12 protein-coding genes and 1 riboswitch are annotated in these 13,595 nt (G+C 65.8%); of the genes, 2 read left to right on the forward strand and 10 right to left on the reverse strand.

Annotation, left to right across the window (positions count from 1 at the left end):
• Positions 1-55: 55 nt before the first annotated feature.
• From IEX43_RS13705 to IEX43_RS13725, 5 genes are all read right to left on the reverse strand, one after another.
• Entirely contained in the window at positions 56-1,513 is a 1,458-nt protein-coding gene (locus IEX43_RS13705) for an aminotransferase class V-fold PLP-dependent enzyme (RefSeq protein ID WP_188811818.1), read from the reverse strand.
• Positions 1,514-1,547: 34 nt separating this feature from the next.
• A riboswitch (SAM riboswitch) is annotated at positions 1,548-1,661 on the reverse strand.
• A 159-nt stretch (positions 1,662-1,820) separates the two neighbouring features.
• A complete protein-coding gene (hisN, locus tag IEX43_RS13710) occupies positions 1,821-2,633 on the reverse strand; it encodes a histidinol-phosphatase (RefSeq protein ID WP_066277197.1) in 813 nt (270 codons plus the stop codon).
• A 47-nt stretch (positions 2,634-2,680) separates the two neighbouring features.
• Positions 2,681-3,796 (reverse strand): ribosome small subunit-dependent GTPase A, encoded by a 1,116-nt coding sequence (rsgA, locus tag IEX43_RS13715; protein WP_188811819.1) that lies wholly within the window; start codon positions 3,794-3,796, stop codon positions 2,681-2,683.
• On the reverse strand, positions 3,786-5,168 hold the full coding sequence (gene aroA, locus IEX43_RS13720; RefSeq protein WP_188811820.1) for a 3-phosphoshikimate 1-carboxyvinyltransferase: 1,383 nt from the start codon (positions 5,166-5,168) through the stop codon (positions 3,786-3,788). The genes rsgA and aroA overlap by 11 nt, the downstream gene beginning before the upstream one ends.
• A 6-nt stretch (positions 5,169-5,174) precedes the next feature.
• Positions 5,175-5,723: a DoxX family protein gene (locus IEX43_RS13725; RefSeq protein WP_104184949.1), complete on the reverse strand. Its 549-nt coding sequence runs from the start codon at positions 5,721-5,723 to the stop codon at positions 5,175-5,177.
• A 350-nt stretch (positions 5,724-6,073) separates the two neighbouring features.
• Between IEX43_RS13725 and IEX43_RS13730 the strand changes: the two genes are divergently transcribed.
• Positions 6,074-6,838 (forward strand): sigma-70 family RNA polymerase sigma factor, encoded by a 765-nt coding sequence (locus IEX43_RS13730; protein ID WP_188811821.1) that lies wholly within the window; start codon positions 6,074-6,076, stop codon positions 6,836-6,838.
• Positions 6,835-7,095, forward strand: coding sequence for a mycothiol system anti-sigma-R factor (gene rsrA / locus IEX43_RS13735; protein WP_104184948.1), 261 nt, complete (start codon positions 6,835-6,837; stop codon positions 7,093-7,095). The genes IEX43_RS13730 and rsrA overlap by 4 nt, the downstream gene beginning before the upstream one ends.
• A gap of 89 nt (positions 7,096-7,184) precedes the next feature.
• Here the strand turns inward: rsrA and IEX43_RS20565 are convergent, their stop codons facing one another.
• The 5 genes from IEX43_RS20565 to IEX43_RS13755 form a co-directional block, all read right to left on the reverse strand.
• Positions 7,185-7,259 (reverse strand): 50S ribosomal protein bL37, encoded by a 75-nt coding sequence (locus IEX43_RS20565; protein ID WP_369299106.1) that lies wholly within the window; start codon positions 7,257-7,259, stop codon positions 7,185-7,187.
• A 123-nt stretch (positions 7,260-7,382) separates the two neighbouring features.
• Positions 7,383-7,994 (reverse strand): PadR family transcriptional regulator, encoded by a 612-nt coding sequence (locus tag IEX43_RS13740; protein ID WP_104184947.1) that lies wholly within the window; start codon positions 7,992-7,994, stop codon positions 7,383-7,385.
• A complete protein-coding gene (locus IEX43_RS13745; protein ID WP_188811822.1) occupies positions 7,994-8,821 on the reverse strand; it encodes a DUF4097 family beta strand repeat-containing protein in 828 nt (275 codons plus the stop codon). Before IEX43_RS13745 ends, IEX43_RS13740 begins: the two co-directional genes overlap by 1 nt.
• Before the next feature lie 85 nt (positions 8,822-8,906).
• On the reverse strand, positions 8,907-9,506 hold the full coding sequence (locus IEX43_RS13750; protein WP_104184945.1) for a GDSL-type esterase/lipase family protein: 600 nt from the start codon (positions 9,504-9,506) through the stop codon (positions 8,907-8,909).
• 190 nt (positions 9,507-9,696) lie between these two features.
• A complete protein-coding gene (locus IEX43_RS13755) occupies positions 9,697-13,479 on the reverse strand; it encodes a multifunctional oxoglutarate decarboxylase/oxoglutarate dehydrogenase thiamine pyrophosphate-binding subunit/dihydrolipoyllysine-residue succinyltransferase subunit (protein WP_188811824.1) in 3,783 nt (1,260 codons plus the stop codon).
• Positions 13,480-13,595 lie beyond the last annotated feature (116 nt).

Below are 13,595 nucleotides of genomic sequence, written 5' to 3' on the forward strand. Positions count from 1 at the left end.
GAATTTACCGCATCAGCCGCAACGGCAGGGCACCAGCCGGCAGGCCAGCCCCGGGTCAGTCGTCGATGCAGGGCGCGGCTCCGGCCGTTCCCGGTGTGTTGGGCGCCCAGTGGGGGTACGTGCGGTTGTCATGGGCCGGAACCCAGCGGCCCGCGTCCACCACATAGTCCCAGCCAAGGCCCTTGGTCCGCAGGTCCCGGATGCCGGCCAGCAGACGCTCGGCATCCTCCAGCCTTGAACCGACGCCGAAGCTGGCCCGAAGGGAACCGGAAGGAAGGCCCAGCCGCTTCAGCAGCGGGTGCGCGCAGAAGCGGCCGTCGCGCAGGCCCACTCCATGTTCTGCCGACAGGTAGGCGGCCACCAGGCCGGCGTCGTAGCCTTCCACGGAGAAGTTGACGACGCCGATGGTGTCGGTGTCCGGGTTCGTGTCCTTGAAGATCTGGTGGACGGTGACGCCGTCGATCTCCTGCAGGCCTTCCACCAGGAAGGAGCGGATGGCTGATTCGTGGGCATGCCAGCGGTCCTGGTCCAGTTCCGCGATGACCTGCGTGGCGCGGGCCAGGGTCGCCGCACCCAGCACGTTCGGTGATCCGCCCTCGTGGCGGGCCGGGCCGGTTGCCCAGCTGACGCCGTCGAGCCTGGCTTCCTTGACGGCGCCGCCGCCGGCAAGGTGCGGTGTTCCGGCGTCGAGCCAGTCCGGCCGGCCCACCAGCACGCCGGCACCAAAAGGTGCGTAGAGCTTGTGGCCCGAGAAGGCTACGTAGTCGACGTCGTCCGCGGTGATGTCGATCCGCCGGTGTGGGGCCAGTTGGGCCGCGTCCACCGCGATCCTTGCCCCGTGCTCGTGCGCCAGCGCGGCAAGGGCACGGATGGGAAGGATTTCGCCCGTGACGTTGGAAGCTCCGGTCACGGCGAGCAGGCTGACGCCGCCCTGCTGCAGTTCCGCACGGACGGTGTCAATCGTTTCCGCAATGGTGTCCGCTGCCACGATGCTGCGGTGGGGGACACCCTGCCACGGCAGGAGGTTGGCGTGGTGCTCAATGTCCAGGTAAAGGACGTCGCCGTCGGGCCGTCCGTCGGTGACAGGCAGGCACCCCGCCAGCAGGTTGAGGGAGTCAGTGGTGTTCCGGGTGAAGATCACCGAATCGTCCGGGCGGCCGCCCACGAAGTCGCGGACGATGGCGCGGGCGTTCTCATAGACCGAGGTGCTGATCTGGGACGCGTAGCCGGCACCGCGGTGGACGCTGGCGTAGAAGGGCAGGATCTCGTTGAGGTAGGCCGACACCACCGAGAGGGCGGGGGCCGATGCGCCATAGTCCAGGTTGGCGTACCGGACGTGGCCGCCGTGGATCAGCGGGGCCTGGATTTCGGCGCCGCTGACCGCGGCGAGCGGACGGCCGGCGGCGGTGCGGCGCTGGTTAAAGAGCTCCGGTGAACCCGGCAGGGCGGCTGCCTGATGCTGGACAGCGGCTTGGGGGGAGGCGGCTTCGGGGGAGACGGTGGCAGTTGTCACAGAGACCTCACTTCACAACAGGACTCCATGCAGGAATCCGCGCTTGCCGCATCCGTTCCGGACCGGCCTGGTCGTCACCCGGGGCACCCCACCGCGAATGGAGGGTTGCCGGCCAGCAAACCGGGGTTTTGCGCTGGCACTCGTGACCTGGTTAAGAGCGTAGGACATGGGCAGCGAAGGTTAAAAGCCCGCGGAAATGTTAAGGGCTTTGTTACGTACGGTTGAAAAGGCGCGCCTGAACCGAAGAACACGACGGCGGACGCCTCCTTTCGGGGGCACCCGCCGTCGATTATTCGTGCTGCCGGGACTAGAGGAGGTCGTCCAGGTTCGGGTTAAGCCGGCGCAGCACCTCGGAGTGCAGGATGGAATTGGTGGCCAGGGCGTTCCCGCCGAACGGACCGTCCTCGCCCTCCAGCGAGGTGAAGCGGCCACCCGCCTCCACCACGATGGGCACCAGTGCGGCCATGTCGTAGAGGTTCAGTTCGGGCTCGCAGGCGATGTCCACCGAGCCTTCGGCCACCATGCAGTAGGACCAGAAGTCACCAAACGCCCGGGTCCGCCACACGTCCTCGGTAAGGCCCAGGAATTCATTAAGGTTTCCGCGTTCCTTCCAGCCGCCCAGGCTCGAATAGGAAAGGGAAGCATCGGACAGGCTGGACACATTGGACACCCGGAGGCGGGTGGCCGCGGCAAGGGAACGCCCCATGTAGGCTCCCATGCCCTTGGCGGCCCACCAGCGCTTGCCCAGGGCGGGAGCGCTGACCACGCCCACCACCGGCTCGCCCTCATCCACCAGCGCGATCAGGGTGGCCCAGACAGGAACGCCCCGGACGAAGTTCTTGGTGCCGTCAATGGGGTCGATAATCCACCGCCGCGACCCGTGGCCTGTGCTGCCGAACTCCTCGCCGAGTACGGCATCGCGTGGACGGGACCGGGAGAGCTGGCCGCGGATGGCCTCCTCGGCTGCCTTGTCCGCATCGGTGACGGGCGTCAGGTCCGGCTTGGTCTCAATGTGGAGGTCCTGGGCCTTGAAGCGGCTCATGGTCTGGTCATCCACGGAATCGGCCAGGACGTGGGCCAGGCGCAGGTCATCGTTGTAGCTCGAAGCGGGTTGGATCATGGTTCCAAACTACCGTCTGCGCGCCGTTCTGCCGGGAAGCGGGCCCGTCAGGTGACGCTTCCCAGTTCCTTTGCCTCCTGGGCTTCCAGCCGCGGGTCCGTGCCGAGGAGGCGCCGAAGGGAGCCAAGCCTTGCTGCTCCGGTGGGGCCGGCGTGCCCCGCGCCCACCCATGCGTCCAGTCCGCAGTTCACCGCAGTGGCGGTGTGCTTGCACCCTCGCTCGCAGTCGTCGATGCCGGGGGAGAGGTCCGGGAACGAGCGGAGGATGCGGTCCGGGTCCACGTGCGCCAGGCCGAACGAGCGGATGCCGGGGGTGTCGATGATCCAGCTTCCGGATGGCGCATCCGCCAGCTTCAGCGCAAGGGCCGACGACGACGTGTGCCGGCCGCGGCCCGTCACGGCGTTCACTCCGCCGGTGGCCCGTTCCGCCCCGGTCAGCGCATTGACCATCGTTGACTTTCCAACGCCTGAGTGTCCCAGCATCACGGTGACCTTGCCGTCCAGATAGCCCCGCATCTCGGCGACGGCCGAGCTGTCCAGCCGGGCGGACAGGCCGTCGTCGGAACGGGCGTCAATGCCCGAGGCCGCGGAATCGGCCGTCCGGCTGATGATCACGGGAAAGTCCAGGTGGGTGTAGGTGGACAGCAGTTCCGCCGGATCTTTGACGTCCGCCTTGGTGACCAGCAGGATCGGTTCGATGCCGGCGTCGTAGGCGGCCACCAGGGCTCGGTCGATGAAGCCGGTCCGCGGCTCGGGGTTCGCTGCCGCCACCACGATCACCAGCTGGTCGGCATTGGCCACCACTGCCCGTTCCACAGGGTCCGTGTCGTCCGCGCTGCGCCGCAGCAGGGTCTTGCGGTCCTGGATCTTCACCAGCCGTGCCAGGGTGTCCGGCTCCCCGGAGACGTCGCCGACCAGAGAGACAAAATCTCCTGCGACCACCGGGTTCCGGCGGAGTTCCCTGGCCCGGGCGGCAATGACTACCCGCTCCTTGCCGGAGTCTTCTCCCACCACTGCGGTGTACCGGCCCCGGTCAACGGTGATGATGCGTCCCGTGACGGCGTCATCATGGCTTGGCCTGTCCTTGGTGCGGGGCCGGGAGCCCTTCTTGCTGGGCCGGATCCGGACGTCCGATTCATCCCAGGAATCAGTGCTACGCGCCACCGCTGGAACCTTCCGACGCCGCTGCGGCGGGGCCATTTTGCGCCAGCATGTCTGCCCACAGCCGGGGGAAATCCGGCATGGTCTTGGCGGTGGTGCCGATGTCCTCCACCTGGACGCCCTCCACGGCGAGGCCGAGGATGGCTCCCGCGGTGGCCATGCGGTGGTCGGCATAGCTGTGGACGACGCCGGCATGCAGCTGTGCGGGACGGATCACCAGGCCGTCGCTGGTTTCCTCAGCGTCGCCGCCAAGGCGGTTGATCTCGGTGACCAGGGCGGCGAGGCGGTCCGTCTCGTGGCCCCGCAGGTGCGCGATGCCGGTGAGTCTCGAGGGGCCGGTGGCCAACGCACACAGGGCGGCCACGGTGGGCGCGAGTTCGCTGGTGTCGGCGAAGTCTCCGCCCTTGATGCGGGGGCCCCCGGTGACCGTGAGGACGCCGTCGTCCAGTGTTACCTCGGCGCCCATCGTGGCGAGGATGCTGCGCCAGAGGTCACCGACCTGCTGCGTTTCGTCCGGCCAGCCGGGGATCCGCACCGTTCCGCGGGAGGCCAGCGCGGCGGCGAGGAAGGGACCGGCGTTGGACAGGTCCTGCTCGATCCGCTGGTCGAAGGCGCGGATGGGGCCGGGGCTGACCACCCAGTGGTTGGGCACCGAGTCATCAACGGCAACCCCGGCGCCGCGAAGGACTGCCACGGTCATGTTGATGTGGTCGAGGCTCGGCACCGGCTTGCCCACGTGTTCAAGGTGCAGGCCCTCGGTGAACCTTGCGCCCACCAGGAGCAGCGCCGAAACGAACTGGGACGACGCGCTGGCATCGATGACCAGGTGGCCGCCGCGGACCTCACCTGTGCCCTCCACAACGAACGGCAGTGACGACGGCGTCCCGCCCCCCTCTGCGGAAACGGCCACTCCCAGCGCAGTGAGCGCCTCGATGATGGTTCCCATCGGCCGTTTGCGGGCATGGGGGTCGCCGTCGAACACGCTTTCGCCGTTCCGCAGCGCGGCCAGCGGCGGAACGAACCGCATGACCGTACCCGCGAGCCCGCAGTCGATCCTTGTGAGGGGAGACACAGCATCCGGGTCCAGCGGAACCACTTCCAGGTCGGGCCCGAAGGCACCGTCCCCGGGAACCTCCGTGATGGTGGCGCCCAACTGCCGGAGCGCCTCGATCATGAGCGCTGAGTCCCTCGAATGCAGGGGTGCCCGCAGGCGGGACGGCCCCTCGGCCAAGGCGGCAAGAACCAGGTACCTGTTGGTCAGGGACTTCGAACCGGGCACGGTGACGGTGGCATCGACGGGCCGGGAGGCGAAGGGCGCGGGCCAATGGGGAAGGGGCGTTCCGGAGTCATCCCGGACGGCGGCTGCTGCGGTCATGCGTTGTTAAGCCCCCGTGGCCTGTTCCACAGCGCGCCGCACAACCTTGTCCGCCTTGTGGAGCTTCTTGTTGGTGGTCTTCCGGGCGTCGGCCGCGAGGTGCGAGGCGTTCTTGCGTGCATCCGCGGCCAGGTGTTCCGCCCGCCAGGCCAGGCCCGGCTTGCCGGCTGTGTCAACGGATGCCAGCAGGGCGCCGCCGCTCAGGGACAGGTTCTTGAGAAGCTGGTTACGGCGGTTTTCCCGCCCTTCCTTGGTGCTGATGTCCGCACTGCGCCACTCAACAAAGGTGTTCAGCAGGGAGATCACCGTGAGCAGCGTGGCCGAGAGCCTGGAGAATTTGCCCAGTCCGAAAAGCACGCCGGCTCCCACCTGCGTTCCGCCGATAACGCGGGCCAGGGTTTTCTCGTCCGACTTGAAGGGCAGGGACGCGGCAGCCTTGCGAAGCAGCGGCGAAAGCTGCTGCGCGGTGTCATCGGCATTCTTGAGCTTATCCACTCCGGCAATGACGAAACTGGAGGCCAGCATGGGGCGGGCGAGCGTGCGGAAAAAGGACATGGATTTCCTCCTGGATGGACGAACCGCATCGAAAGCGGCGGAGTCCGTCCTAGTCTTGCACTTTTGGGGAATATTTGCCGAAGGCATGAGGTTATTCATGACGCATCCGGGAATGCTCTGCCGCAGGGAAACCATGGGCTACAGCATGGACCTGCCGGCAGGCACAGATCGACGGATGCAGATTTCCAGATGCAGATACAGGGATGGACAAGCAGAGCGGAGTTGTGCCCTTGGCGCGGGTGTTGGACGGAATTGAAACAGCAGGCCCGGTGGCAATGGACTCATTCGAGGCTGAACCGCTGAGCTATGGCTCGCCGCGGGCGCGCAGCCTCCCAGTAGACTTGAAGGCAATGAGCACCCTGGATCCGGCCGTCGCGGCCATGTATGAGGCTTCCGACAGTGAAGCGAAGAGCAGCGCAGCAGCAGGGCATGAGGCTGCGGACTCGGCTGTGGTCCCGGCGCCTGCCGAAACCGGCGGGGACCTGGTGGATGTTTCCACTGAGTCGGTGGAACAGCGCCGCCTGAGGTTCGAACGCGATGCGATGCAGTACGTCGATCAGCTGTACTCGGCTGCCATGCGCATGGCGAGGAATCCGTCTGACGCCGAGGACCTTGTCCAGGAGGCCTATACCAAGGCCTTCTCTGCTTTCCACCAGTACCGGCCCGGGACCAACCTCAAGGCCTGGCTGTACCGCATCCTGACGAATACCTACATCAATCTGTACCGAAAGCGGCAGCGTGAGCCGCTCCAGTCCAACTCGGACACCATCGAGGACTGGCAGTTGGCGCGGGCCGAGTCACACACCTCCAGCGGACTCCGTTCCGCCGAGGCAGAGGCGTTGGACCACCTTCCGGATTCCGACGTCAAAAGGGCGCTCCAGGACATCCCCGAGGAATTCCGCCTTGCGGTCTACTTCGCGGATGTGGAGGGGTTCGCCTACAAGGAAATTTCAGAAATCATGAACACGCCCATCGGCACGGTGATGTCCCGGCTCCACCGTGGCCGGAGGATGCTGCGGGACATGCTGGGGGAGTACGCCGCGGAGCGCGGGTTCAAGACGGCCGCTACTTCACAGGACGCGGCAGAAAGCACACAACAGGAGAGCAGGAAATGAGCGACTGCCAGGGATTGGGCGACTGCGACGACAGCCGGATGCAACGCATCTACGAGTACCTCGACGGTGCCCTGACCCGCGAGGACATCACGGAGATCAAAAACCACCTTGATGACTGCCCGGAATGCACGGAGCAGTACGACCTTGAGTGCGTGATCCGCAACATGGTTAAACGCTCCTGCACCGAAGCTGCTCCGGAGAACCTGAAGAACGCCATTCTTGACCGGATCCACACCATCCGGCCAGTGGACGCCTAGGACCGCCCCGCCCCAGCTGATAACAAAGGACCCCGGAAGCCATGTGGCTTCCGGGGTCCTTCGTTTGAACCGTAGTTCCTGGCATGTGCCTAGGTGTTGGGGCGCTTCCCGTGGTTCGCGCCGCCACGCTTACGGTCACGACGCTTGCGTGCACGCTTGCTCATAGCTGGCCTCCTTAATGTTGGTACTCAAAAGAGCTGCCCTCAAGTCTCCCACATCACGGGGCGGCCCGCGAACCAGGAACAGCCGGATGACCTGCGCATTGACGGCGGTGCGGCGCCTGGGGGTTAGGAGTTCAGCGAGTTGCGGATGGAGATGCCGGCCTGCTCCAGCACGGTCCTCAGCGTTTCCAGTGCCAGGGGACTTAGCGGTTGCCTGCCGGCCTGCAGCCGCAGCTCCGCCCTAAGGTCGTCCCGGAACTGCTGGAGCATCATTTCGGCTTCCTTGAGGGACCGCTGGCTTTCGGCCGGAAGCCGTCCGGGGACCCTGAAGTCCGTGGACAGTGCGCTGGCACGGGCTGCCTCGGCGGTGGCGGCAAGATCCGCACGCAGGCCCCTCATGTTGCTGCGGATGTCCTCGCGCAGGTTGTCAGCCAGCCGCCGGACAGAGGCTGAAATGTCGCTCTCCACCCCTGCCAGCTCGTCGCGGCGGCGGTTTAGCTCGGCCAGCCCGGCGGCGGTGATGTGGTAATTCGTGCGGCGGCCGGCTGATTCGGTGGCCACCAGGCCTTCCTCCTCGAGTTTGCCCAGCCGCGGGTAGATGGTGCCGGCGCTGGGGGAGTATGTTCCGCCGAACCGCTCCTTGAGCGCCTTGATGAGCTCATAGCCGTGTTTTGGCCCGGACTCAAGAAGCGCCAGAAGATACAGCCGGAGCGCGCCGTGGGCAAAGACCGGAGCCATCAGGTCCCTGCTTCTGCGTTTCCTGCCACGGTCCTGTGGAAGATGGAGGTCTTTCCGGACACTGAGTTGGTCCGCACCAGCATCAGCTGGCCGTCAGGGCCCGCAATGGTCTCCACCTTGCCCCCCACCACCGTGTACCGCTGGTCCCCGATCACCACCGCGCCGCTGGCGGACTTGGCGATGATGTCCACGCCTACGTCGTGGGGCAGCCGGATGGTGAGGTCTCCCGAGACCGAATTCGCTCCGAAATCGTGGGTGAAGCCCAGGAGGTCGAAACTCATGTCCCCGCTGACCGTGTTCGCCCGGATGTTGGTGAGGCGGCCGGATGCCGTCACTTCACCGGAGACGCTCTTGGCTGTCAGGACCCCGGTGTGGTTGCGGATGGAGACTTCTCCGCTGACAGTCTGGACGTGCAGTTCCCCGCTTGTGCCGTCCGCCATGACCGAACCGGAGACCGTGCTGAGGCGGGTGTTCGCGGCTATGCCGGACACCAGCCCATCGCCGCTGACGGTGCCGGCCTCAACGCTGACGTGGGCGGGGACGGCAATGCTGATGACGGCCGAGTTTTCGCTGTTGTGGTTGACCGTTCCCATGAGGTTCTTGAACCAGCCCTGGGGGCCGTGCAGTTGGTGGCGGACCTCCAGCCTTCCGCCGCTCAGGGAGACAGCCACCGGGTCGCCGTGCACATCCGAGATCTCTACCCGGGTGACGGGTTCCTGGTGCGTGACGACGTCGAAGCGTCCCTGCACCATGCCAAGTTTCAGTGACGTCACGCCGTCGACGTCGATGGTCTCCGGACTGGTGACAGTCCATTCTTGATCGGTCACGGGCCCTCCAGGCGATATATCGTGTTGACCTTCCCCAACGTACCAACGCCGTGGGGGCAGGTCAAGATATATCGCGAACCTGGCGTTACTCTGGAGCGTCGAGGCCGAGCCACTGGAACCAGCCACGGTGCAGCACCAGCCACGCCATCAGCCCGTAGCCGGCCTGGCCGGGAGTGCCGCCCTGGGCCGCCAGATCCTGGCGCCACTGTTCGTGGTTCAGGAGCGGGGAGAAGGTGTCCACGTACAGGTGCTTGCGCCGGGTAGTGACATCGGCGAAGGCGGTGTTGAGTTCGTCAAGGCGCCTGTTCTGCGCGGGGTCCAGGGTGGGCGGCGGGCCCACGACGAAGACCTCGATGCGGTTCTGGGACGCCGAATCCAGGATGTTGGCCAGGTTGAGCCGGCTGCGGGCAGTGGAGAGCCCGAACTGTATGTCGCGTCCGGAGAGCCCGATCACCAGACGGTTCTCTGCTTTGTCGCTGAAGCGCCGGCCGGCCTCGTCCAACCAGCGCGCGGCGAGGCCTTCCGTTCCTTCCTCCGGGCAGGGGAGGGCGTAGCTTTCGAGGAGCATGCTGTCCCGGGGAGTGCGGGCCAATACGCGGCCCAGCCAGCCGAGGGCCCGGGGGTCACCCAGTCCGGCCAGCAGTTCATCTCCTACAGCTGCAATCCGCAGCTTCCTGTCTTCCACGCGTTCCTCTTTACGTTGGTGCCTTGCCGCCGCCACCGTGGACCTGGTTCCGGCCACGGGGTTGGGCTGTGCATGCGATTGGGGCTTTTGATCCGGCGCTGTGTATTTCCATCAGCGCTGTGGACTCCATTAAACAGAACCGCCCGGCCGGAGTCTGGGATTTCGACGTCCGGCCGGGCAGCCTTAGTGCTTACTTCCGTGCAAATGCCTGCTTCAGGAGGACATCCTGTTCCGCGGCGTGCCGTTTCATGGACCCGGCGGCAGTGGATGCCGACGCCGGTCGCGAAACCAGCCGGACGGAGCGCTCCAGGGCACCCGGCAGGTTCAGGCCAATAAACGGCCACGGCCCCTGGTTGGCGGGCTCATCCTGCGCCCACACAACTTCCGCGTTCGGGTACTTGGCGAGTTCCTGTGCGATTTCCTCGTGCGGCAGCGGGTAGAGCTGCTCCACGCGGATGATCGCGGTGGTCTTGTCGTCCGTCTTCTGCCGGGTGGACAGGAGATCGTAGTACAGGCGGCCGGAGACCAGGAGGACGCGTTCGACGGCGTCTCCCGCCAGCTGCTCGTGTTCGCCGATGACGGGGCGGAACGTACCGGTGGTGAAATCCGCCACCGATGATGCGGCAGCCTTGAGGCGCAGCAGCTGCTTGGGCGTGAAGATGATCAGCGGCTTGCGTGGCCGGTTGTAGGCCTGGCGGCGCAGCAGGTGGAAATGCGAGGCCGCGGTGGTGGGGTTGGCCACGATCATGTTCTCTTCGGCGCACAGCTGCAGGAACCGCTCGATCCTTGCGGAGGAGTGGTCCGGACCCTGGCCCTCGTAGCCGTGGGGCAGCATCAGGACCAGCGAGGAGCGCTGTCCCCACTTCTGCTCCGCGGAGGAGATGAACTCATCAATGATGGTCTGTGCACCGTTGACGAAGTCGCCGAACTGCGCCTCCCACAGGACCAGCGCATCCGGCCGCTCAACAGAGTAGCCGTACTCGAAGCCCATGGCCGCGTATTCCGAAAGCAGGGAGTCATAGATCCACAGCTTCGCCTGGTCGTCGGAAAGGTTGCCGAGGGGCAGCCATTCCTTGCCGTTGGCGCGGTCGTGGAACACAGCGTGCCGCTGCACGAAGGTGCCGCGGCGGGAGTCCTGTCCGGCCAGGCGTACGGGGACCCCTTCCATGATCAGTGAACCGAAGGCTGCGATTTCCCCGAATCCCCAGTCGATGCCGCCCTCGCGGGACATCTGCTCGCGCTTCTCGAGCAGCTGCTTGAGCTTCGCGTGGACCGTGAAGCCCTCCGGGATTTCCACGTGGGCCTTGCCGATCCGCGCCAGGGTGTCTGCGGAAATGGCCGTCGAAACCGGCGCGGTGGTACCGGAGTCGGACTGCTGGGAGATGGGACGCTCGATGTCCGAGACGGCGGCAGTGTCTGCCGTGACGATCGGGATCGGGGACGTCTGGGCCGCGTGGGTTTCGGCGAAGACGCGTTCCAGACGCTCCTGGTAGTCGCGGAGCAGCTGCTCGGCTTCTTCCTCGGTGATGTCGCCACGGCCGATCAGGGACTCGGTGTAGAGCTTGCGGACGGAGCGCTTGGCCTCAATGAGGTTGTACATCAGCGGCTGGGTCATCGAGGGGTCGTCGCCCTCGTTGTGCCCGCGGCGGCGGTAGCAGACCATGTCGATGACGACGTCCTTGTGGAACCGCTGGCGGAACTCGTAGGCGAGCTGCCCGATGCGGACCACTGCCTCGGGATCGTCGCCGTTCACGTGGAACACAGGGGCCTGGATCATCTTGGCGACGTCCGTGGAGTATGTGGACGAGCGGGATGATGACGGGGCCGTGGTGAAACCCACCTGGTTGTTGACAACCACGTGGATGGTTCCGCCTGTGCGGTAGCCGCGGAGCTGGGACAGGTTGAGCGTTTCGGCAACCACGCCCTGGCCTGCAAAGGCGGCATCGCCATGGACCATGATGGGCAGGACGGGGAAGGATTCGCCCTGGTCCAGCCGGTCCTGCTTGGCGCGGACAATGCCCTCAAGGACGGGATCCACTGCTTCGAGGTGGGAGGGGTTGGCGGCGAGGTAGACCTTGGTTTCCTTGCCGTTGTCCGAGGTGAAGGTCCCCTCGGTGCCCAGGTGGTACTTGACGTCACCGGAGCCCTGCACGGAGCGCGGGTCCTGGGTGCCTTCGAATTCGCGGAAGACCTGGGCGTAGGTCTTGCCGGCGATGTTGGTGAGCACGTTCAGGCGGCCGCGGTGGGCCATGCCGATGGCTACTTCGTCCAGGCCGTCGTCGGCGGCGTCGGACATGATGGCGTCAAGCAGCGGAATCAGGGATTCTCCGCCCTCCAGGGAGAACCGCTTCTGGCCGACGAACTTGGTCTGCAGGAAGGTCTCGAAGGCCTCGGCGGCGTTCAGCTTGGAGACGATGCGGAGCTGCTCTTCACGGCTGGGCTTGGAGTAGGGGTGTTCCAGCTGGTCCTGGAACCACTTGCGCTCTTCCGGTTCCTGGATGTGCATGTATTCGATGCCGGTGGTGCGGCAGTAGGCATCGCGCAGGACGCCCAGGATGTCGCGGAACTTGAGCATGGGCTTGCCGCCGAAGCCGCCGGTGGGCCATTCGCGGTCCAGGTCCCACAGCGTCAGGCCGTAGGTCAGGATGTCTAGGTCCGGGTGCTTGCGCTGGACGTATTCAAGGGGATCGGTGTCGGCCATCAGGTGGCCACGGACCCGGTACGAGTGGATCAGCTGCTGGATCCGCGCCACCTTGTTGATCTGGTCAGCCGGATCAACCTGCTTGTCGGCGCTCCAGCGCACGGGCTCGTACGGGATGCGGAGGGACTCGAAGATCTCGTCGTAGAAGTTCTGTGCACCCAGCAGCAGCTGGTGGACAAGCTTGAGGAACTCGCCGCTGCCGGCACCCTGGATAACGCGGTGATCGTAGGTGGAGGTCAGGGTGAGGACCTTGCTGATCGCGTTCTGGGCGATGATCTTCTCGCTGGCGCCCTGGAATTCCGCGGGGTAGTCGAGGGCGCCGACGCCGATGATGGCAGCCTGGCCCTTGGACAGGCGGGGTACCGAGTGGACGGTGCCGATGCCGCCGGGGTTGGTCAGCGACACGGTGGTGCCCTGGTGGTCCTCAGCCGTCAGCTTGCCGTTGCGGGCGCGCTTGATGAGGTCCTCGTAGGTGTGCCAGAACTCGGAGAAGTTGAGGGTTTCGGCCTTCTTGATGTTCGGCACCATGAGCAGGCGGGTGCCGTCCGGCTTCGGCATGTCGATGGCAATGCCGAAGTTGACGTGGGCCGGCTGGACGGCAACGGGCTTGCCGTCCACTTCGTCGTAGTACACGTTCATGGAAGGGAACTGGGAGAGCGCGCGGATCACGGCGTAGCCGATGAGGTGCGTGAAGGAAACCTTGCCGCCGCGGGCGCGGGCCAGGTTCGAGTTGATGACCACGCGGTTGTCGATCAGCAGCTTGGCCGGGATGGCGCGGACGCTGGTGGCCGTGGGCACCTGGAGGCTGGTGACCATGTTGGTGGCGATTGCCTTTGCCGGTCCGCGGAGGACGGAGACGACGTCTTCCTCAGGAGCGGTGGGTGCCTTGACGTTCTTGGGCAGCTGCGCCGGGATGGGCTGGGAGCCGGTTCCGGCCTCGGTCTTCTTGCCGCCGTCGCGGGCAACCGTGGCGGGGGCCTTCTTTGCCGGTGCGGGCGCGGACGCCGGAGGGGCGGACGGCACCGGCGGGACGGCTGGTGCTGCTGCCGGCGACGGTGCCTGGGCTGCATTTACTGACGGCATTTCCCGGGTAGCGGGGTGGGCCGAATTTCCATTGGAAGAAGAACTGCCCGACCCGAACGATTCAAACAGCGGCCACCACTTGGCATCCACGGCGTTCTTGTCCTGCTGGTACTGCTCGTACAGTTCGTCAACGAGCCACTCGTTTCCGCCAAATTCCTCTGGTAGACGGTGGCTAGGCTGCTCTGGCACTTGAAATACGCCTCTTCCATGAGTTTGATTTCTCCCCGGCCCCACGGTGCTTCAGCAACACGTTCGAACCGATTTCTGCGTCCTCTGAACCCAGACCTTTGCAAGTCTAGTGAGCA

This window comes from Pseudarthrobacter polychromogenes (assembly GCF_014644495.1).
In the GTDB taxonomy this organism is placed as follows: Bacteria; Actinomycetota; Actinomycetes; order Actinomycetales; family Micrococcaceae; genus Arthrobacter; species Arthrobacter polychromogenes.